The sequence below is a fragment of the Paenibacillus rhizoryzae genome (genome assembly GCF_059686995.1).
The window spans coordinates 106,602-127,227 of the sequence record NZ_JCAALT010000006.1; the positions used below are offsets into that span (position 1 = coordinate 106,602).

Annotated in this window: 16 protein-coding genes; 5 read left to right on the forward strand and 11 right to left on the reverse strand. The window is 52.3% G+C overall.

Translation table 11 applies throughout. The features are described 5' to 3' along the window. Positions 1 to 45 precede the first annotated feature (45 nt). The 3 genes from AC6ESO_RS18635 to AC6ESO_RS18645 form a co-directional block, all read right to left on the reverse strand. Positions 46 to 1,461, reverse strand: coding sequence for a response regulator transcription factor (locus AC6ESO_RS18635; protein ID WP_497092662.1), 1,416 nt, complete (start codon positions 1,459 to 1,461; stop codon positions 46 to 48). Continuing rightward, a complete protein-coding gene (locus AC6ESO_RS18640) occupies positions 1,454 to 3,229 on the reverse strand; it encodes a sensor histidine kinase (protein WP_497092663.1) in 1,776 nt (591 codons plus the stop codon). The genes AC6ESO_RS18635 and AC6ESO_RS18640 overlap by 8 nt, the downstream gene beginning before the upstream one ends. Before the next feature lie 164 nt (positions 3,230 to 3,393). Further along, entirely contained in the window at positions 3,394 to 4,395 is a 1,002-nt protein-coding gene (locus AC6ESO_RS18645) for an iron-hydroxamate ABC transporter substrate-binding protein (protein ID WP_497092664.1), read from the reverse strand. A gap of 289 nt (positions 4,396 to 4,684) precedes the next feature. Here AC6ESO_RS18645 and murG point away from each other — a divergent pair, with 289 nt between their 5' ends. Beyond that, positions 4,685 to 5,776, forward strand: coding sequence for an undecaprenyldiphospho-muramoylpentapeptide beta-N-acetylglucosaminyltransferase (gene murG / locus AC6ESO_RS18650; RefSeq protein WP_497093005.1), 1,092 nt, complete (start codon positions 4,685 to 4,687; stop codon positions 5,774 to 5,776). A gap of 124 nt (positions 5,777 to 5,900) precedes the next feature. Here the strand turns inward: murG and AC6ESO_RS18655 are convergent, their stop codons facing one another. Next, positions 5,901 to 6,284, reverse strand: coding sequence for a hypothetical protein (locus AC6ESO_RS18655; protein ID WP_497092665.1), 384 nt, complete (start codon positions 6,282 to 6,284; stop codon positions 5,901 to 5,903). An 80-nt stretch (positions 6,285 to 6,364) separates the two neighbouring features. Further along, positions 6,365 to 7,705 carry an MFS transporter gene (locus AC6ESO_RS18660; RefSeq protein ID WP_497092666.1) on the reverse strand — a complete coding sequence of 447 codons (1,341 nt, stop codon included), beginning with the start codon at positions 7,703 to 7,705 and terminating at the stop codon, positions 6,365 to 6,367. Between the two features lie 372 nt (positions 7,706 to 8,077). On the opposite strand from AC6ESO_RS18660, the gene AC6ESO_RS18665 reads away from it, so the two are divergent. Beyond that, a complete protein-coding gene (locus AC6ESO_RS18665; RefSeq protein WP_497092667.1) occupies positions 8,078 to 8,968 on the forward strand; it encodes a helix-turn-helix transcriptional regulator in 891 nt (296 codons plus the stop codon). A 62-nt stretch (positions 8,969 to 9,030) separates the two neighbouring features. Then, positions 9,031 to 10,434 (forward strand): ADP-ribosylglycohydrolase family protein, encoded by a 1,404-nt coding sequence (locus tag AC6ESO_RS18670; protein WP_497092668.1) that lies wholly within the window; start codon positions 9,031 to 9,033, stop codon positions 10,432 to 10,434. A gap of 373 nt (positions 10,435 to 10,807) precedes the next feature. On the opposite strand, the gene AC6ESO_RS18675 is transcribed toward AC6ESO_RS18670, so the two are convergent. Together AC6ESO_RS18675 and AC6ESO_RS18680 are read right to left on the reverse strand one after the other, a co-directional pair. Beyond that, on the reverse strand, positions 10,808 to 11,311 hold the full coding sequence (locus AC6ESO_RS18675) for a hypothetical protein (RefSeq protein WP_497092669.1): 504 nt from the start codon (positions 11,309 to 11,311) through the stop codon (positions 10,808 to 10,810). A gap of 82 nt (positions 11,312 to 11,393) precedes the next feature. Beyond that, positions 11,394 to 12,413 (reverse strand): CobW family GTP-binding protein, encoded by a 1,020-nt coding sequence (locus AC6ESO_RS18680; RefSeq protein ID WP_497092670.1) that lies wholly within the window; start codon positions 12,411 to 12,413, stop codon positions 11,394 to 11,396. Positions 12,414 to 12,654: 241 nt separating this feature from the next. Here AC6ESO_RS18680 and AC6ESO_RS18685 point away from each other — a divergent pair, with 241 nt between their 5' ends. Beyond that, positions 12,655 to 13,749, forward strand: coding sequence for a CobW family GTP-binding protein (locus tag AC6ESO_RS18685; protein ID WP_497092671.1), 1,095 nt, complete (start codon positions 12,655 to 12,657; stop codon positions 13,747 to 13,749). Between the two features lie 67 nt (positions 13,750 to 13,816). Here AC6ESO_RS18685 and AC6ESO_RS18690 read toward each other — a convergent pair whose 3' ends face one another. Together AC6ESO_RS18690 and uxaC are read right to left on the reverse strand one after the other, a co-directional pair. Beyond that, a complete protein-coding gene (locus AC6ESO_RS18690; protein ID WP_497092672.1) occupies positions 13,817 to 14,647 on the reverse strand; it encodes a phytanoyl-CoA dioxygenase family protein in 831 nt (276 codons plus the stop codon). Between the two features lie 51 nt (positions 14,648 to 14,698). Beyond that, entirely contained in the window at positions 14,699 to 16,108 is a 1,410-nt protein-coding gene (uxaC, locus tag AC6ESO_RS18695) for a glucuronate isomerase (RefSeq protein ID WP_497092673.1), read from the reverse strand. Positions 16,109 to 16,268: 160 nt separating this feature from the next. On the opposite strand from uxaC, the gene AC6ESO_RS18700 reads away from it, so the two are divergent. After that, positions 16,269 to 17,132, forward strand: coding sequence for a helix-turn-helix domain-containing protein (locus tag AC6ESO_RS18700; RefSeq protein ID WP_497092674.1), 864 nt, complete (start codon positions 16,269 to 16,271; stop codon positions 17,130 to 17,132). A 47-nt stretch (positions 17,133 to 17,179) separates the two neighbouring features. Here the strand turns inward: AC6ESO_RS18700 and AC6ESO_RS18705 are convergent, their stop codons facing one another. Both AC6ESO_RS18705 and AC6ESO_RS18710 read right to left on the reverse strand, forming a co-directional pair. Continuing rightward, positions 17,180 to 18,763, reverse strand: coding sequence for a response regulator transcription factor (locus AC6ESO_RS18705; protein WP_497092675.1), 1,584 nt, complete (start codon positions 18,761 to 18,763; stop codon positions 17,180 to 17,182). Further along, positions 18,756 to 20,537: a sensor histidine kinase gene (locus AC6ESO_RS18710; protein ID WP_497092676.1), complete on the reverse strand. Its 1,782-nt coding sequence runs from the start codon at positions 20,535 to 20,537 to the stop codon at positions 18,756 to 18,758. Before AC6ESO_RS18710 ends, AC6ESO_RS18705 begins: the two co-directional genes overlap by 8 nt. Positions 20,538 to 20,626: the final 89 nt, after the last annotated feature.

Sequence of the window (20,626 nt, forward strand, 5' to 3'; positions counted from 1 at the left end):
TATTTCCGAAACGGGAAAATAAAAAAGACGGCCATATGCCGTCTCCTACATGTTCGCCCGATATTCTCGCGGCGTCTTGCCGACAATTTTCTTGAATATTTTGCTGAAATAATAGGCATCCGGATAGCCCGCACGTTCCCCCACACGGTGAATCGGCAGGTTGCTGTTCCTCAGCAGCTCACAGGCATGACGCACGCGCAACTCGGCCAGGTAATCCGTAAACGATTGGCTGACATGCTTGATAAACAGCTGGCTGATATAATTGCGGTTCATATAAAATTCATCGGCAAGCATTTGAAGCGATAGATTCTCTTGGTAGTGATTGTTCACGTACTCGATGACGGCAACGAAGGACTCGCTGCGGAAATGCCCTTGATGGTACATGCCGCCCAAGTAAGCCCCGGACATCCGTTTCAAATCCTGTATCAATTCGCCGATATCCTGGTACCGCTCGATTAATCGCTCATAGTCGACCAGCAGGTATCTGGCAAGCATTTCTGAATCGTTAGTTTGCGAATGTATAATAGTCGTCAATACGGTGTTGTGGAGGAAGAAAGCGTGCTTGATCTGATAACAGCCGGTACGAAAGGACTGTTCATATTGTTCATATAAGGACATTAATTCGGACAAGTTTCGGTTCTGAAGTGCAGCGGGCAGCTGTTTGAAATCCGAGAACCCTTTCGACTCCCCGACTTGGAGCACGGTTGGCTGACCGGTTATAAAATATTGAAAGGCCGCCATCTCCGCGTCTTCGATAGCCCCCTTCAGACTAGTAACGTTATCGAACGCGCCGCTAATCCCAATGCCGCGGAATGTCGAGCCGCTATTCGCCAAATGCTCGTAAAGCGATATCGGTTGATCCTCTTCCATCGCTATATATAAGCATTTACCGCCGCCGGCGCTCAGCTTCAAGTGGCGATACGGACGCAGCAGATTCGCATCCGTTACATCTAAGCCGACAACCACGCGTAAACCGCTTGCAGCATCGAAGCCGGCATTGCTCAGCAGCTTCATAACGCGCTCACTGCCTTCTTGCTTATCCTCTACAACCCATTCCAGCACGGAAGGCACGTCTTTGGCCGAACGTTCATCCAGCTTCTCTTTGGCTTTCTTAAGCAATGGGATAATTTCCTCTTCCTCAATCGGCTTGAGACAGTACCCGATCGCCCCTAAGTTCATGCATTTCTGCACGTACGAGAACTCGGCGAAGCCGCTGACGACAATGAAGAGCGTGTCCAGCTGCAGCTCATTGCATTTCTTGATGAGCTCCAAGCCGCTAATCTGCGGCATCCGAATATCGATGAACGCCAAATCAGGATGGAGCTCTTGCATGAGCTGAAGCGCTCTGGGGCTTTGCGTTTCCGTAGCGATAATATCAAAACCAAAGCGAGACCACTCGATGGCATCCAGCAAATTTTTCACTACCCACTGCTCATCGTCAACGATTATAGCTCTATACATGTTCAGCCCTTCCTTCCATCTGAATGGGAATCCGGATCGTAACGACAGTTCCTTTATTGGCTTGGCTCCATATATCCAGTCCGTAATCATGGTCATATTGAAATTGCAGGCGATGATGGACATTAAGCAGTCCCACACCGGCTTGCATGCCGGAATCCGTCCCCCGGCTCCCCGTATGAATCAGGCTCTTCAGGCCGGCCAATTTCTCCTCAGCCATCCCAATGCCGTCATCGCTGACGGTCAGTATAAGATCATGTCCGCTGTTCAGATCATAGTGAGCGGTAATCGTCAGCGTACCTTGTTCATATCTCGGTTCAAGTCCATGAAAGACGGCGTTCTCGACCAGCGGCTGCAGGATCATTTTCGGTACAATTACCTCCTTCAAACCGTCCGGGATATCGTGCTTAAAAGCAAAGCGATGGGAGAAACGGATCATCTGAATGTTCATATAAGCTTGGGCAATGCGGATTTCATCCGATAAGGACACGGTGTCCTGACCTTTGATGCTGTAGCGGAATATCCGCGACAATGCCCCGGTCATCTCGCGGATTTCCGGCACGCCGCGCTCGGAGGCAAGCCCGCGAATCGTATCGAGCGTGTTATAGAGAAAATGCGGATTCACCTGACTTTTGAGAAAATCAAACTCGGCCCGCTTCTTCTCGATTTCCGACTTTAACAGCCGTTCATTGGAATCGACGAGCTGTCCGGTCAGATCCTGGACGTCCGAGAGCATCTGATTATACCGGATGCCGATAACCTCCGCTTCAGCAGAGCCTTGCAGGTCTACCCGTTTGTTCAAATCCTCTTTATGATGAATTCTCATATAGTGATAAAGTTTGCGCAGCGGCAGAATCATATTGTTCAGGATGAGGAAGAACGGAATCAACAGCAGCAATATACCGACGGTTAACGCGATAACCGTCTGCTTGCGCAGCTTGCGAATATCCTTGAAGAAGACGTCATCCGGAATCAAACGGACGAATTTCCCGCCGATCTGCGGCAGCTCCTTCACTTGGATATGCTGCAGCTTGCCATCCAGCTCTACAATGCCGCTCCCAAGCCCCTCGCTTGGAAAGATAAAGGGTTGTCCGATCTTATCGCGAGCATTGCTCATGAATATGGTGTTATTCCGATCGAGCAGGTACACACTGGTTCCGGGCTGGAGGGATTTGATGTCATAACCTCCGGTAAGTGTCGTCGCGTCGATCAGCAGAACAATCTGTCCGATTTCGTTCGTGTAGCGATCATGGATGTCGCTTGAGAAAATGTTCGTGCTGACCGCAAAGCAATTTTTCTCGATCCCCAGGTTCTTGCAGGTTTGAATGGCCGAGAAATACGAATCCGCCTTCTTCGGTATCTTAACGTTCATTAGATTGAGCGTACTGCCCTGCAGCGAGAAGGTTTCGCCGTTCTTACCGATAATCAGGAAATCTAAGATCCCCGGCTTTACCGTGGATAAGTTGATGAACAAGTTCCTCAGCGTCGGATAACGCTGCAGCTTGGTCAAAGGATCTTCGTCCAGCAAATAATCCTGGATGGATTTATTGTAAGCGACATTGTAGGTCAGCCATTTGACGACATCGTAATTCGATAGAATCGTTTGTTCAATCTGGCTGAACATATCGTTTGTGTAGACTTCATTGTTCTTAGTCAGAAACGCAGCGCTCCGGCTGTAGTTAAACAGCAGGATTGCGATAATTAAGCCCATTGTTAAGGTAGCAATGAGAAACATCTGCCCTCTGATTGGCAGCTTGCGCAATACATTCATCGTCTGTCATCCTGCCTCGATATGAATTGAAACGTTTCGATTCCACCTCGATTATAGCACACAAAATGAAACCGCTGTCAGGGTCCTTCTACCCTGTAAAAATAAAAAGCGTGCAACTCCTTTCATCGGAATGAAAGGAATTACACGCTTCTCATTGAGGATTCTTATTTCACGAGCAATTTAACCGCATCGTCCATCATTTGCTCACCGGCGATTTTACCGGAGTACAACCAAGCGCTTGAAGCCGGAACTTCGTAAACATGGTTGTTTTTCACGGCAGGGATGTTTTTCCATACCGGGTTTTTCAATGTTTCAGCTGCATCTGTTTTGTCGCTGTTCACAAGAATGATGTGATCTGCAGTCAATGCTGCCAGCTTCTCCATCGCTACCGGATTCCAAGTTGCTTTGGTCTTCTCAGGAATTTCGTTAACGAGGTTCGGAGGCGTTACGCCAAGATCCTTGTAAAGAACAGCTCCGCTTGATTTGGTTTCGTCTACGATGTAGAAGTTCTTCGCTACGAGCCATAGAACCGCTACGGACTGCTTATCAATCGCGGCGGCAAGCTTCGCTTTCGTGTCAGCTGCTTTCTGATCGTATTCTGCGATTGCTTTATCTGCATCTGCGCTCTGGCCTAGCAGACCGCCGATTGTTTTAAGCGTTTCACGCCAGTCGTTGTTTACTTTGTCGCCAAGTACGTATGTAGGAGCGATCTTCGCATATTGCTCGTAAAGCCCTTTCTGTACAGCGGACTCGGAACCGACAATGATTAGATCCGGTGTCAAGCTAAGAACATTCTCAACCGGCAAATCCCAGCCAATTGTAGGCACATCTTTCAATTGCGGAGCCAGGTAATCTTGAATGCCGTTTGCAACAGACCACTGCGCAACAGGCGTCTTGCCGAGCGTTACTATAGGATCTTCTAAGTAAGAAGCGAGGATACGCTTCGGTTCAGCAGGAATTGTAACATCGTGGCCCATGCCGTCCTTCACGACTTTCTCAGTTGGAGGCTCGGCTGCCGTGTTGTTGCCGCCGTTCTCAGTTGCCGTGTTGCCGCTATTGTTTGCGTTATTCTCGGATTTGTTGCCGCATGCGGACAAAACCAGCATCAATGCCAGCAATCCCGTCATGATCAAACTAAACTTTCTAACCGCGCTTGTCTTATACAATGTAAGTGCCCCCTGGGTGATAAATGATTTCTTCACTATACTGAATGATAATGAATCTCATTATCAAAGTCAAGCCGAAATAGCGATTCCGATTACGGCTCATTCGCCCGTTGACAATATTGTGTCATGTTCTCCCTGCTTACGCGCATAGTGTTCTAAGATATAGGAAATGGTCACATCATGTTCTCCTGCTTCTCCCGGCTTCAAGAAACTTGTGGTACGCTTGTCATAACGATTCTTTCAAGGAGTGCCCTTCATGCCAAATCAAACCCTTTCCCCTCCACGGGAAATGAAGCCGCGCCATATTCTGTTTACCGGCGGCGGCTCAGCGGGACATGTGACCGTCAATACGGCACTGATCCCAACACTGCTTGAGCGAGGCTGGAAGGTCTCGTATATCGGCTCGAAGAACGGAATTGAGAAACAGCTCGTGAGCCGACTCTCGAACGTCGACTATTATGGCATTTCGACGGGAAAGCTGCGCCGCTATATCGATTTGGAAAATGTGAAAGATCCATTCCGCGTCGTAAAGGGCGTCTTCCAAGCCTTCCGCCTCATCCGAGGGCTAAAGCCCGACGTGCTCTTCTCCAAAGGCGGCTTCGTCTCCGTCCCGGTTGTCATCGGAGCTTGGCTGAACCGCGTGCCCGTGATCATCCACGAATCGGATTTGACCCCCGGCCTTGCGAACCGGATAGCCGGACCGTTCGCCAAGCGGATCTGTATCACCTTCGCGGAGACCGCCAAGCATATTAAAGGCGACAAAGCGGTTCATGTCGGCCCGATCATACGCAGTGAGCTGCGCAATGGGAGCGCGTGGAAAGGCATCAAGTGGTGCAAATTCACGCCGGGCAAGCCTGTCCTTCTCATTATGGGCGGAAGTCTAGGCTCCCATCGCATCAACGAAGCGATTCGGCGCAATGTCGCTGAGCTTACGCGGACGTATCAAATCATTCATATTTGCGGTAAAGGGGAGCTCGATGCAAGCTGCGACGGCATTCCCGGCTACCGGCAATATGAATATATCCATGATGAGCTCGCGGATGCACTCGCTTGCACCGAATTGGTCATTTCGCGTGCGGGCTCGAATTCGATCTTCGAGTTTCTCGCGCTCTGCAAGCCGATGCTGCTCATTCCGCTATCTAAGGATGCGAGCCGCGGCGATCAGATTCTGAATGCCGAATCGTTCCGGCAATCCGGTTATTGCGAGGTGCTGCAGGAGGAAGAGCTGACCGATGAAGCGTTCTTATCCCGGCTTGCCGAGCTGTACAACAATCGAGATACAATCAAGGCACGGATGAGGCAGCACGGGCAAGAGGATGCTATCGGCCGACTGATGGCCCTTATTATGGAACAAGGCGAATCGGCTGACGCTGTCCTTTGACGGCGTAGCGCGCTTCATTCCGGAGATTTCTAAGCTCGTTTATAGATGTGAAACTTATTAATACTTAGAAATTGAAAAATGGCTCGTTCGCAGATCTCTGCAAACGAGCCATCTTAATGTGTGGTTACACCATGACAGGGCTAAGGGAGGTAATGAAAGCTAGATCAGCTTGCGTGTAGCGTTGGTCTTCGACCAAGTTGCCGAATTCGTCGAGTCCGGTTACGGACATCAGCGCATTCGGAACCCCTGCTTCCACAGTCAACGACAATTGAACTTCATACGTGACGTTGCCTGCAATATAAAATTCCCGCACATCGTATGAATCTGCGAGCACCTCATACATGGACACGTATGCCGTATAGAACGTGCTGGAATCAACAGAAGCAAACACTTCAACGATAATCCAGACCGATTCCTCGGTGTCCAGATTTCTCGTGCTCACGACGATATTGGTAGCTGCAGTCCCAGACGCTCTGGTATTGGTAACTACGCCTGTTGAATAAGCCATATACGCATCAACTCCTTTCAAGTAGACATGCTGTATTATATGACAAGCTGTCTACATTGACTGGGGTTTTGCGTAATAAACTAGGAACCATTCTTCCTTGCGTTCAAGCTTACCATCATTTCCGCATAACGACGTTCAGATAATGGGTAGAAGGAGATACAAATGACGCAAAGCAGCAATCCGATCGCCGGTAAGACGGACATCATCACATGGATGCCTGTCAGCACGGAATCCGTTTGCTCCCGATCGGCCACATAGCCTGAAAGTGAAAGTCCGTATCCCGCTATCGCACCTGCGATCGCGGAGCAAAGCTTCGCATTGAACGTCCCGACCGAAGTTACAATGCTCTCTGATCGTTTCCCCGTGTTCCACTCCGCATATTCAATGGTATCCGCCTGCATGGATGTAATCAGGACAAGAATAAAACCGAGGCCGAACATGCTGATCGCATTAACGGCGAACAGGACCGGCGTATTCTCCGGTTGGATAAAGAAAAGCACGAGATTGGCCGCGATTCCAACAATGCCGCCGATCATAAAGGTTGTTTTCTTCCCTCTCTTCGCGGCAATTCTCGGCGTAATGCCCATGGCTACGAGCATCAGCAGCATGGCGCTTAATAGGAATAGCGGGAGCTTGTCTTCGTCACCCGCGTTATATTTCATAAAATAAATCGCCATCGTATTCTTCAGTACCAGCGGCGTTGTCGCGAAGAAGCCGGCAAGCGTCACAATAAGCAGCGGCTTATTGCGAATGACCACGTTTACGCTGGCTTTCAGCGACTCATGCTCCGTTCGGGTTCCGACAAGTCGCTCCTGCGTGTTTCGGAACATCAGCATGATAAGCAAGACGCAGATCAGGGCAAAAATAACCGCGGTCCACAAGTAACCGTTTGCATCAATGCCGCCGCCAAGCGCCTTCACGAGCGGACTGACCGCGCCGCTGGCGATAATGATGCCGACTGCACCGAGGATTTTGGGGAAAGCAATGATTTTGGTACGTTCAGCCGGATCGTTCGTAAGCGTTGGTGCAAGTGACCAATAAGGTACGTCGAATAAGGAATACGCGGTATTCCAGAGCATGTACGTGATATAGATGTAGACGATTTTCATTGGCATGCTAAGCTCAGGCGCATAGAAGCACATGACCGTAAGCAATGCGACGATCAAGCCGCCAAGCAGGACGAAGGGTCTGAATTTGCCCCATCTCGTATTGATGCGGTCGATAAAGACCGCCACTACCGGGTCAAGCACGGCGTCCCAAATCCGAGCAATCAGAAACAACGTACCGACAATCGCGGCATCAATGCCAAATTCATCCGTGTAGAAAACCATGAGGAATGTAGATACAAGACCGTAAATCAGGTTTTGCCCAAGTGCGCCTAATCCGTAAGACCATTTTTCCTTTGCGCTTAATGCCTTCATCCCACTGTCTCCTCCGGTTCATCTTTCCTTGCTATCTACTAGAAGTCCTAGTACTACTCGCCTATCAGTGTAATTTGGTTGACCGATTGTTGCAAGATGGTATGCTTTAATTCTAGTGCTTGCTAAACTAAAAAAGATGCCTTTCGCTCCGGGAAACTGGAAACTCCCTTGCGACTGACATCTTTCTAGTGCAGCAGATTCTTCACGCCCAGGATGATGATTGCCCAGAGCGCCAGTGATATAGCTACCGCTGCAAGATAGCCCCATTTGAACCGCATTCGCTGCATGCTTCACCTCTAGTCTATCTACTCCAATAGTATCGCCAAAACCGATTCCGCACAATCGGTCCGCCCAAGGAGGAATCAGCAGGCCATGAAGCTTACGATTACTTATGAGCATGAAATTCCGATTAATGCCTTCTACTGGACGCCTAAATCCTATCGGCAGCCCCTGCATGCCCATGCAAGTTTAGAAATGGGACTGTGCTTGTCGGGCACGGGGACGTTTTATTTCGGCAATAAACAGTATCATGTCCGGGAAGGTGACTTCTTTCTCGTTAATAATGAGGAGCTGCATATAGCGCAGTCCGATCCACACCATCCAAGTCATTACCTGTTTCTGAATTTCGATAGTGACCTGCTCATGAAGGAGGATCCGAGCCTGCTGCTTCCTTTCTCTTACCGCTCCGAGCATTTCAGCAACCTCATCGCCTCAGATACTCCGCTTGCTGCGGCCATCAAGCCATGGATAACGACGATTGAACGGGAGCTGCGCGAAGGAAAGCCAGGTTACAAAGCGCTCGCCAAGAGCGCGCTCATTCAGCTGTGCGGCTTGCTTCTGAGGCATTACCATAGCGGGCTTACCGCCTCGCAGCAGCGAACGATGGTGCAATCGGTCAATCAGACCAAGGCGCTGGCCTCGCTGGTCGAGCAGCGCTACCGCGAACCGATCAGTCTGCAGGACATCGCGCAGGAGCTCGGCATCAGCGTCTCCCGTGCCAGCCGCGTGTTTCACGAGACGACGGGCCGTCGCTTCGCCGACTACGTTGCCATGCTTCGTGTTCAAGAGGCGAAGCGGCTTCTTGCCGGAAGTGACAAGCAGGTGGCCCATATCGGGTTCGAATGCGGCTTCCAGAGTTTAGCTACCTTTTACCGCGTATTCAAGGAGTCGACGGGCATATCGCCGATCCATTTTCGACAAACACTCGGCCTGGACCCCGGGACAGCTCCCGCAAAAAATGAGAGTTTTCCGTCTGCACTATGAGAAGATGAGCCATCCTTTATCCGTTACAATAAAGCTATTCGATAGAGAGGACTGGTGAAAGCATGGCAGGTTGGGTTCCCTTATTTTCACTGATTCAAGAAGAGATCAAACAGCGCGGCGAAGAGGGTTGTGACGTAACCGGTTTTGCAGAGAAGCTGCAAGCGGCTGACAATAACGAGTCCGCACTAATGGATGTATACAAGGAACTGATGGCACTTCCGATTCGGGCGGATTTCCCTTACTCGGAGCCTTCCGACCTGGAGACGATCCGCGCTGAAAGCCCAGGAGGGCCGGCAATTGCAGCACCTTCATTGCGTGATAGCGAATGGCTCGATAAATTTAACGGCGCATGGCTCGGTCGTTCCGTCGGCTGCGCACTCGGCAAGCCGCTTGAAGCAGGTCCGTTCATGAACGGTTCGGGCGGCAGACCCGGCTGGGCGAACGTGAAGCTGTGGTTTGAAGGCGCCAATGCATGGCCGATTCATGGTTATACGCCGATCGAGTCCGCAAGTGTCGCGGACTACCCGGATCTTCATATTTCGATGTGGTGCAAAGCCAGCACACGCGAGCATATCGCTTACATGGAAACGGATGACGATATCCGCTACACCGTGCTTGGCCTTCATATGCTGGAGGAACGCGGAACTGATTTTGATTCATGGGATGTCGGCAAAATGTGGCACAGCAAGCTCAGCTACGCCCAAGTTTGCACCGCTGAAACACAGGCGTATTTGAACTTCGCGCAAGTGACCTCGCATATCGGCGATTCCAGCCGGGAAGAGCGTCTTGCCTCCAAGGACTGGGTGAGAACCCACCTGAATCCTTACCGGGAATGGATCGGTGCGCAAATTCGCGTCGATGGATACGCGTACGGCGCTGCCGGCAATCCGGAGCTGGCGGCGGAGCTCGCTTGGAGGGATTCCTCGTTCTCCCATGTGAAGAACGGAATCTATGGCGCGATGTTCTGCTCGGCTATGATCGCAGCTGCTTTCGCAGAGACGGACGTTCGTCGCATCGTAGATATCGGTCTTAGCGTCATCCCGGCGGGAAGCAGGCTCGCGCACGATGTCCGGCTCGCCATTGAGATTGCGAATTCGACGACGGATCAAGTCGAGCTTGTCAGCCGCATCTGGGAAGCTTTCAAGCAGTATGATGCCGTGCATACGAACAACAATGCAGCGCTCTGCGCGGCTGCTCTGATCTACTCCGGCGGCGATTTCGAGAAAGGCATTACGACAGCCGTTCTCGGCGGGTGGGATACGGACTGCAACGGCGCGACTGTCGGCTCCATACTCGGCGCTATGCTGGGAGCCGGCGCACTGCCTGCATCTTGGACGACACCATTGAACGATAAGCTGTACGCGGAAGTGACCGGGTTTCATCCCATTGCGATTTCGGAATGCGCTCGGAGAAGCTATGAGGTGTTCCGCAAGATTCAAGCCCAGACGGCAGCGGTTACTGCGTAATGAAAAAGAGCTAAGCGGCTCAATGCGCTTAGCTCTTTTGTTTTGGGCATTCGCTTGTGAAAATGCTGCATTCCCTGCAGCATTCATGGCGTTTAGCCATTGGTATGATCGATATGTTGCCTAATCTGCAACATTATCACCTCTCTATGACCGATGAGTACCCCTATTTGAGAAAATGTTGCATGCTCAGCATCAAATCGTGAATGAAGGTATTGTCGAGTCGGATTTGCTGCATTTCAGGCAACATTCCTACTCAATGTGGATCCTCTTTGCAGCTTCGCAACCCTAGGAACCTCTACCACCGTAGAACGAAACAAGGGCTCGCCTCAAAAGTCGCCTTGCAACTTTCGGGACTGCCCTTGTTTACGGTCTGCTATGAAGCAGAATAAGACTTGGATTTCTCCTTCTGGTCCTTCTTCATGCCGTGCTCCTTGCAGGCTGCGTGGATTTCCTCGCGCAGCTGCCCAGCTGTTTTCCCTTGTGTGTTGATGCCAAGACGTGTCGCTTTCTCCTGCAGATGCGCCAAACGCTCCGCTTTCTTCGCTGCTTTGAACTTCTCCCACTTCGTAGGATCCTTCTTAATGGCAGCTTTGAGCTCATTATGCAATTGCTCGGCTGTTTTCCCTTCGGTTGAAATCCCGAAGTAAACGGCCGCCTTCTGCAGATGCTCCAGCTTGCGGGCTTCACGATGCTCACGGCCTTTACCGTGATCGCCATGTCTCCAGTGGTCTTGCTTCTGTTCATGCTGCGCCTGCAGCTGGTCCGAGGATGGTATTGTAACTTCAGCGCGATTCGCGCTTACCGTTCCTGTCGTCAGAATCAATGCCGCAGCTGTGCCGAGGATGGCCAGCCGTGTACGCAACCGATTCGTTGTCATGCACTTCAGCTCCTTTCGCGGGCTGTGAAACTGCCCATTCTGCGATAGTATCCCCGGCGGCCGATCCATTATTCCATTATTTTCATGCATGATTAGGATCCATCAGCTCGGCTAATTCCCTCTCCAAGACGTCTTTGGCAAAATGCTCCCCGATGAACACGGCAACGTCATTCACCGTTCCCTGCGGCGTAATCCGAATAAACTCCACCTCGCGATACGCGTATTGGAAGAGGAAACGGCTATTCGTATCGCTGAAGGTGACGATGCCTTTGGCGCGATAGACTTCCTTCGGCAGCCGGTTAATGAGCGCTTCGAAGGCGTGGCTGTCTACGGGACCGGACAAATAATGCGTCAAGGTCATGACATGCGCGTGCGAGTTGTAGGTCCCGTCGGCGTGGTCATGGTCATGGTCATGCTCATGGTCATGCTCGCAGTTGGCGCCGCAGACATGGCTGGTCTGCGCCGGCCGTGCTGCGCGGGCTTCCGGTTTCGCTTTTGCCGAGGCTGCTTGATCAAACATCCCCAGATCGACGACGCAGCGAACCGTCACCGTCAGCGGAGCAAATGCATTTAGCTCGCGCACCAGCTGTTGGACCTCTACGAGCTCTTCCGGTGCAAGCTTGTCGGCTTTGTTCACGATCAGATCGGTCGCGCAGCGAATTTGATCCTGCATCAGCTTGAAGGTTTTGCCGCCCCGGCGGCTGCGAGCGAGCAGCTCCGGTCCGTCGACGACAGTTGCGATCGTGCGCAGATCGATGCGCAGGAACATCGCCGCTTCTGTAATCGCGTCGATGATTTCCATCGGATTAGCTGCGCCGGTGGATTCGATCAGCACGACGTCGGGCTGATGCTCCTCGATCAGCTCTTTCAGCTCGATACTGAGATCGCCGCGAATGGTACAGCAGATACAGCCGCTCAGCATTTCTGCCATGGGTACATCCTGATCGACGAATTGTCCGTCTAAGTTGACGTCGCCGAGCTCATTCATGATGATCGCGACCTTCACATCTTGTGCTTTATAGTAATCTACGGCATGGTTTAGGAGCGTTGTTTTGCCGCTGCCCAGGAAACCTGACAGCAAATGGATTGGAATGGCAGTCATGGTTGGATTCGTCCTCTCGTCAATTGTTCAGAGTACAAATTGTGATGATTTGTTCTCTGAACGAAGCTGGCTAAATTATACCGTTATTTTTACGAATTTAACAGCTTGTGCGTATAGCCGAATTCCGTTTTACTCTCGCTGCTGCGCACGCCAGAGATTATGTCGAAGAGGTTTTATTTTGGCCGTATGCCGCATATCCTTCTTTGAATGTGGACCTTGGAGGGAGTGTGAGCGCTCGAACATGGAACAATCAGCAATTCCGGTAATCGTATTAAGCGGTTTTCTGGGCAGCGGAAAAACAACACTGCTTCTGAGGCTGCTGCAGCATGCCAAGGCTACCGGTTTACGCGCATCTGTACTGATGAATGAAATCGGAGCCGTTGATGTGGATGGAACGTTGGTGAGCAGTGCATCTGCAGCGCAGATGCTGGAGCGGATTACGGAAGGCTGCCTGTGCTGCAGCAAGAAGAGCGAGCTAGCGTCCTGCTTGGAGCGGCTTGCGCTGATGCAGCCGGATGTAATCGTGATGGAGCTGACAGGCGTGGCGAATCCGGAGGAAATTGCGGAGGCGATCACAGAGCCGACGATTATCGGCAAGGTGCAGCTGCACCGGATCGTTACGGTGCTGGATGCCGAGCATGCCCTCGACTATAACAGCATCTTCTCCTCTGACCGCGAGCTGATTCGTACGCTGCGCAAGCAGATTGAGGCGGCGGACTTTATTATCGCCAATAAATTCGACCTCATCTCCAATCGAACCGCGGATAAAGTGAAGCAGCTTATTCGAGATCGCAACCAAGCTGCCGATCTCATAACGGCAACGCGCTGCGAAATCGATCCCGCGCTTGTATTCGCGGGAATTGCGCCTTCGCCCATGAGGCGGCAGCCGGCAATATCCGGCATGCGGACGGCCATCGCGACCGGCGGCCGAGTAATGCCCGAGAAGCTGCCGGGCAGCAGCATCGGCAGTGCCGCCGCCAAGTCGCAAGCGGCTGCAGCAGCGTCTAGCCAGCTCGCTGCCTCCACCGCAACCAAAGCGCCGAGCTCGTATTCGCGCATTCGAACGGCAGCGATTTATCCCGGCGCGGATGCAGCCGGGCTCACGCGGCGCCAGTTCGAAGCTTTCATTAGCGGGCGCGGCAACAATTGCCTGCGCGCCAAGGGCTATTTGCCATACGGCAAGGATGGCAGCCTGATGCTGTTCCAGCTGGCGGGCAAGCGGCTGGAATGGTCGCCGAGCAGCTACGAGGGCGAGCCGTATTTTGTCATGATCGGCATCGAACTCGATGAGAACAAGATCAAGCAAGAATGGGCGAGGTTTACGGCCCGCAAATAAATAAGGGATATCTCACCAGCCGCCGCCACGGCAGCTTGGATGAGATATCCCTTTATTCATACAAAGGCTAGCAATCCGCCCCCGTCATCTCGCTCGTAAACATGCGCTTATACTCTCGGGGACTGATCTTCTCCGCGGTATCCGGCGCATAATGAAACTGCAGCGCACGCCGGCGCTTCTGCGAGAAATTGAATGCCGTGCCGTGCATGAGCAGCCCATGGAAGAACAGCGCGCTGCCGGGTGCGAGCGGCACGGCGACATTGCGCTCGACAGGCACAACCGTGTCGCAAAGCTGCCAATCCCGCTCCGCATAATGCGGGATGCCGCCGTTCATATGCGAACGGGGGATAATTTGCATGCAGCCGTTATCGAGCCCCGCTTCATCAAGCGCAATCCAAACGCCGATCACGGGCTGATCATATGCGAGGTTGCCGTAGGCCATATCTTGATGCCACGGCTTCTCGCCCCCGCCCTTCGGCGGCTTGAGCAGCGCAATATCCTGCACCAGCTTCGGCTTCGCCCCAAGCAGCTTCTCCACGACGGCCAATAAATCCGGATGATAGGCAACCGCTCGCAGCCGATTATCCACCTCTACAAATTCATATAGCTTGCGGACGGCGAGCTCGCGCTCCTCGTCGCCGCGAAGCTCGCTCCGCGGCTTCACAAACTGCACCTTCACCGCCGTCTGATCATCGCTAATATGCGCCATGATCGCTTCGATCGCGCGATCGATTTCGGCACCGGTCAACACATCCAATACCGTCGCGTACCCCTGCTGCCGATAGGACTGAACCTGCTCTTCCCCAACATCGGCAACGCGGTGAACAGCCTTATGAATCTCGCCGTGCGGATACAACTGCTTGTTGATCTCATCGGGTGATGTCAGTTTGCCGCTCATGGTATCCCTCCTGAATGGTCTTCTACCTCGTCGCTTTGCTAGAACTAGAAACTAGAATCGAAAATACCCCTTCGCATTCTCATAGCACACCGCTTGCACAAGTCCGCCAAGCAGCTCTGCATCATTCGGCACTTCCCCGTTCTCCGCCCATTCCCCAAGCAAGTTGCAGAAAATACGACGGAAATATTCATGCCGCGTATACGAGAGGAAGCTGCGCGAGTCCGTCAGCATGCCGACAAACCGGCTGAGCAGGCCAATATTCGCAAGCGACTTCAGCTGCTCCAGCATGCCATCCTTCGTATCGTTGAACCACCAAGCGGCGCCAAGCTGGATTTTGCCGGGAATGCCGCCGCCTTGGAAGCTGCCGATCAGCGATGCCAGCACGTTGTTATCCGCCGGATTGAGCGAATACACGATCGTCCGCGGCAGTTTATTCCGCTCATCCAGCTTGCTCAGCAGTCGCACAAGCGGCACAGCTACCGGACTGTCGTTCATGGAATCGAACCCCGTATCTACCCCAAGCTCGCGAAGGGTTCGCGCATTATTGTTGCGGTGCGCATTCATATGCAGCTGCATCGACCAGCCAAGCTCCGCATAGAGCTCGCCTAAGTAGACCAGCGTGAACGATTTGTATTTCTTCTCGTCCTCAAGCGTTACGCCGCCGCCTTCAAGTGCCCGAGCAAAAATTTCCGCCGCTTCCTCCCGCGTTGTCTCCGCCCAAGGCACATAATCGAGCGCATGGTCGGACACTCGGCCGCCAACGGAATGGAAGAACTGAACCCGCTCCTTCAGCGCAAGCAGCAGCTCGTCGTAGCTCTCGATGCTGCTCCGGCCTGTTGCCTCGGCCAGCTTCGCGATATAGGTGACGAACGGCGCGCGATTAATCTCCAGCACCTTATCCGGACGGAATGAAGGCAGTACGCGGAAGCCGAGATCCGGTTCCTGCGCCAGCAGCATATGGTGCTCCAACGAATCGATCGGATCATCAGTCGTACAGACCACTTCCACGCCCGCGTCACGGATGAAAGCGCGAACGGTAAAACCGCCGCCGCGCAGCTTGGCATTCGCTTTCTCCCAGATGACCGGCGCATTCTTCTCATTGATCAGCTCTTCAATGCCGAACAGTCGGCGCAGCTCCAGATGCGACCAATGATAGAGCGGATTGCCGAGCGTCATCGGCACCGTCCTTGCCCATGCGAGGAAACGGTCGTAATCGCCGACCCCTTCGCCGCCGGTAATATACTTCTCTTCGATACCGTTCGCACGCATCGCGCGCCACTTATAATGATCGCCATACAGCCAGACTTCCGTCAGGTTGTTATAGCTTTTATTCTCGTAAATGTCCTGCTGACTTAGGTGACAGTGATAATCCAGAATCGGCATGGCCTTCGCATATTCATGATAAAGCCGTTTCGCCGTCTCGTTATGTAGTAAAAAATCATCATCCATAAAATTACGCATAGTGGGATGTACCACCTTCCTCTAAAGTCCATATCTCCACTTAGCATAACGCAATATTTGCCGAATATCGTGACATATTTTGCTCAAAATGATGGTTTATTCACCTATCTTGCGCTAAAGTAAAGATATCCTGATTTGAGGTTTGCAAGGAGGATTTCCGATGAAGCTCATCGTCGACGAACCGCTCTCCTACGGAGATGAGGAAGGCGATTTCTATATTCAGCATGTACATCGAACGAAGCCGTTTGGACGCAACAATCACTTTCACCCTACCTATGAAATCTATTATTTGGTGTCGGGGAAGCGCGTGCATTTCATCGAGGACCGCTCCTATTCGATAACGTCCGGTGACTTGCTGCTCGTGAATAAACAGGTCGTCCACAACTCCTCCGAGCTTGGCCCGCCGGAACATGAACGGATCGTTATCAATTTCAGCGATGCCTTTCTCGGAACGGAGCATCCCTTCTATGACCCGCTGCTGCTGCAACCATTCGGACATCGTGCTCTTCTGCTGCATCTCACGCCGCAAGAGCAGCTATTCGTCCGCCAACTGCTTGGCAAAATGATCACCGAAGCCTCCGAGCTGCGGCCCGGCTTTGAATCCTATCTGCGGCTGCTGCTGACCGAGCTGCTGCTATTCGCGGCCAGACATCCCGCACCGGCGCAATCCGAATCTGCTGCACCCGAGCAGCCGACCGCTCTCCATCAGAAAATATCCGAGGTCGCCCTGCACATCAACGAGCATTATGACGCCAAGCTCGCACTGGCTGATCTCGCCAAACAATTCTTTATGAGCCCCTATTATCTCAGCCGCAGCTTCAAGACCGTCACGGGCTTCACCTTGATCGAGTATGTTCATCTGACGCGAATTCGCGAGGCGCAGCGCCTGCTCAAGGAGACGGATCTTAAAGTCATTGTCGTCGCGGAGCGGACCGGGTTCGAGAACACGGGACATTTTGACCGCATCTTCAAGAAAGTGACGAGCATGACGCCGCTTGCCTACCGCAAAACGAACCCTTTATAAAAAAATAAGCGATGGAAGGCTGACCTCCATCGCTCTCACTAAAGCTATCATTTCATCCGATATTCCCCGGCGCTCATGCCGGCATAACTCTTAAACCGCTTATAAAACCAATCCAGCTCGCCATAACCGACAGCCTCGGCAATCTCGTAAACCTTCTTATCCGACTGTCTGAGCAGCTCCTTTGCCTTCTCCATCCGCACCTTTAGCAAATAATCGTTGAATGACTCTTCGGTTCCGGCCTTGAACATTTTGCCCAAATAATTCGGGTTCAAGAACACCTGCTGCGCGATGCTCCGCAAGCTGATATTGGTGTGATACTGCTCCTGAACGAGCTTCTTCACCGTTGTAACGAGCGTACTCGGCTGCAGCTGTTTGATCCCGCATAACCGTGCTCGCACGTCCTTCGCTTTCCGACTTGCCAGAAGCTGCAGCTCCTCCATCGTCTTGCATTTCATCACCCGCTCGTAATCGCCAAGCTCATATTCGAATAGCCCGTCGGCACTCGCGCCGAGCTCCCTGACAAGCTGCTGCAACCGGACAAGCAGCTCCAGCACACTCTTACGGACGACATTTCCCGGCGCTTGCTCCGCCTTGAAGCCCTCCCATAATCGATCAATGGCATCATCAACCTGCGGCTCATCCTGTAAATTGGAAATCACCTCGAGCACGCCTGCCTGCAGCTTAGCGGTACTTTGGAAACCGCCGCTGCCGCCTCCGGAAAGCTCCACCGCATTCCGTCCAAGCAGGATCGAACCGCTGCCCACCAGAAACTTCCCATCGAGCGCTTCCTCCGCTGCGGCGAATGCATGCATGAGCTCTCGCCCATTCGTGACCATGCTCCCCACGCCTATGCTAATCGTTTCTTTCGCATTCACGGCAACCGCGTCTCTGATCTTCCGAGCGAATGTAAGCAGCCCCTCACCTTCAAGCTCGCCTTGCATCCCCATAATAACGATGCCGTATCGTTCATCGGTCATTTCGAACACAAGACCGTCCCCGCCGCACAGCTCTTCCAAAATATTACGCACCGCATAACGCTTGAGCTCCGCATCATGTTCGGTCAGTGCCTGGCTGGGCGACGAGAGGGAGTCCATCTCCACCAGTAGCGTACGAAGCGGTCCTTCCTCCATCCCGCTGCCAATGGTTCTGATTGCGTCCTCGTACTCGCTTCGGCTGACAGGGCCATGCGCAAGCTTCCGAAGCACTTGATCGCGAAGAGCGGATATACCCCGATGATGCTGTCGCTGAAACGACCGCTTCTCCGAGATGCTCTGGCCCATTCGCTCCAAGATCGCGATTAATTCTTCTTCCTCCACAGGCTTCAACAGGTAATCGTGGACGCCCATTTTGAGCGCTTGCCGTGCATATTCAAAGTCCTCATACCCGCTGAGAATAATGACGGGCACGTCCGTGAATTCCCGCAGCTTGGCAATCAGCTCCAGGCCGTTCATCGTCGGCATGCGAATGTCCGTAAGCACGAGCGAATAATGGTTTCGCTGCATGAGCTCAAGCGCCCGTTTGCCGTCCTCCGCTTCCGCTCGGATTTGGAACCCGTAGGTCTCCCAATCAATCACATATTTAAGCGATTCTCTTGCGAGCGGCTCGTCTTCCACGATCAGTACGCTATACATCTGTTTCGCCTCCATTATCCGCCTGCTGCATGGGAATGAATATCGTCACTTTCGTTCCGGCTCCTTGCTCACTTTGCACGTTCAGCCCGTAGCTGTCCCCATATCTGACCTTCAATCGCCGATTCACGTTGCGAAGTCCGATGTTGGAGGTAACCTCCAGTGAATCCTGCTGCAAGCCGGCTTTAATTTCAGTCAGACGCTCAGGCGTCATGCCTAGACCGTCGTCTTCCACGGTGATCTGAAGCGTACCTTCCACCAGCTCGCCTTTAATCTGAATGCGGGACTGCGTCGGGCTCAGCTCCACCCCGTGCGTGATCGCATTTTCCACCAACGGCTGAATGCATAATTTCGGTAAATTTACAGCAAGTGCTTCAGGGGGAATGGCAATAGCAAAGGTGAATTTATCGCCGAACCGGTGCTGCTGAATCTGCAAATAAATCGAGATAAACTCCATCTCTTCGCTCAGCGTAATTGTAGGGCCGCCATTACGGAGCATCATTCGGAACGACTTCGCCAGAAGCCCGACGACTTTGGCTGTATCCCGTTCGCCTGCAATCAATAGCTTGCCTCGAATCATATTCAGCACGTTGAACAGAAAATGCGGATTAATCTGCGTCTGCAGCGCGTACAGCTCCACTTCCTTCGTCCGCAGTGCCTGCTCCTTCTGATCGATCTCCGACTGGTACACCTCTTGAATGAGCTGCCCGACCCGCTGCACCATCAGATTGAACATTTGACCCAGCTGCGCGACCTCATCCTTGCCTTTCACCTCGACGAAGCTCTGAAAATTATCCTTATGCACCCGCTTCATCCGAAACGACAGTTCCGTCAACCGGCGCGTCAATCCTACCGATATCGTTGAAATGAAGAGCGCAGAAACGACTATGGCAAGCAGGAACAAGAGTATCGAGAGCGAGCGAAGCTGTTCGATCTTGGGCATCAGCTCGTTAACCGGAATAAAGGTCAGTACCTTCATCCCTCGCACGGAGTTATGAGATTCGAGCGTCTGGAACATAATCTGATAGCTGTTACGCTCATCCTCGTAGCTGAAGCTACCCTCTGTTTCCTTCATGATTTTCGAATAAAAAGGCAGTTCCTTTAATTGCTGAATACCGCCGGTCTCCACGCTATCTATCAGCACCGTACCGTCTGCGAGCGAGAAAATAAACCGCTTGCTTTTACTCTCTACATTAATAAGCTCCGATAACACACGAAGCTGGATTTCAATCGAGACCACGTTCGGGGAAGCCGGATCGAAATTGTTCATTCGCTTGCGGAAGCTGAACACCGGTTTATGCTCAAGGAGCGGTATGTAGGGTCCGGTCCAGTAGCCGCCAATTCGATTATGAAACACCTTGCGATACCAATCGCTATCGCGCGTCTCCTGGTCGATCAGGAACACATTGGCGAATAGAAAGGTGGGATTATCGGTATATAAGTTGAGGTGAGAGATCGCTTTGGTCGCTTGAACGGCAGAGATAAAGGGCTGGTAATAGTCAAAATACGTATCGTACGCTTCCTGCTCATCCTTATACGGCTTCTGCAGTTTCTCATTCAAGGAAGAGTTCAAAAATAACGTGTTCGCATTCTCCTCATAGGAGCTCAGCTTATTATCCAAGTTCGCGCTTACTTGAGACAGGGAGAGCTCGGCATTCTCGATGATATGCTCATAGACCAAGTCGCTGCTGCGTTTCATGAGCACATAAGTAAGGGAGCCCAGCAGAAGCAAAACAACGAATAAGTTGGCTACGATCAGCTTTGTCCGTATTTTCATGTCGCGGCTACCTCGCACCTTTCGTGGCTGTACGTTTCTCACTCATTCGCTTCACCTGCGCTCTTTTCCTCCCGCTGCACGAAACATAC

Excerpts from the sequence above, each read along its gene's own strand:
- AC6ESO_RS18710 (WP_497092676.1), bottom strand. The coding sequence starts at position 20,537 with ATGAAAATACGGACAAAGCTGATCGTAGCCAACTTATTCGTTGTTTTG.
- AC6ESO_RS18640 (WP_497092663.1), bottom strand. The coding sequence starts at position 3,229 with ATGAATGTATTGCGCAAGCTGCCAATCAGAGGGCAGATGTTTCTCATT.
- AC6ESO_RS18700 (WP_497092674.1), top strand. The coding sequence starts at position 16,269 with ATGAAGCTCATCGTCGACGAACCGCTCTCCTACGGAGATGAGGAAGGC.
- AC6ESO_RS18675 (WP_497092669.1), bottom strand. The coding sequence starts at position 11,311 with ATGACAACGAATCGGTTGCGTACACGGCTGGCCATCCTCGGCACAGCT.
- AC6ESO_RS18660 (WP_497092666.1), bottom strand. The coding sequence starts at position 7,705 with ATGAAGGCATTAAGCGCAAAGGAAAAATGGTCTTACGGATTAGGCGCA.
- AC6ESO_RS18680 (WP_497092670.1), bottom strand. The coding sequence starts at position 12,413 with ATGACTGCCATTCCAATCCATTTGCTGTCAGGTTTCCTGGGCAGCGGC.
- AC6ESO_RS18705 (WP_497092675.1), bottom strand. The coding sequence starts at position 18,763 with ATGTATAGCGTACTGATCGTGGAAGACGAGCCGCTCGCAAGAGAATCG.
- AC6ESO_RS18690 (WP_497092672.1), bottom strand. The coding sequence starts at position 14,647 with ATGAGCGGCAAACTGACATCACCCGATGAGATCAACAAGCAGTTGTAT.
- AC6ESO_RS18635 (WP_497092662.1), bottom strand. The coding sequence starts at position 1,461 with ATGTATAGAGCTATAATCGTTGACGATGAGCAGTGGGTAGTGAAAAAT.
- murG (WP_497093005.1), top strand. The coding sequence starts at position 4,685 with ATGAAGCCGCGCCATATTCTGTTTACCGGCGGCGGCTCAGCGGGACAT.
- AC6ESO_RS18665 (WP_497092667.1), top strand. The coding sequence starts at position 8,078 with ATGAAGCTTACGATTACTTATGAGCATGAAATTCCGATTAATGCCTTC.
- AC6ESO_RS18670 (WP_497092668.1), top strand. The coding sequence starts at position 9,031 with ATGGCAGGTTGGGTTCCCTTATTTTCACTGATTCAAGAAGAGATCAAA.
- AC6ESO_RS18655 (WP_497092665.1), bottom strand. The coding sequence starts at position 6,284 with ATGGCTTATTCAACAGGCGTAGTTACCAATACCAGAGCGTCTGGGACT.
- uxaC (WP_497092673.1), bottom strand. The coding sequence starts at position 16,108 with ATGCGTAATTTTATGGATGATGATTTTTTACTACATAACGAGACGGCG.
- AC6ESO_RS18685 (WP_497092671.1), top strand. The coding sequence starts at position 12,655 with ATGGAACAATCAGCAATTCCGGTAATCGTATTAAGCGGTTTTCTGGGC.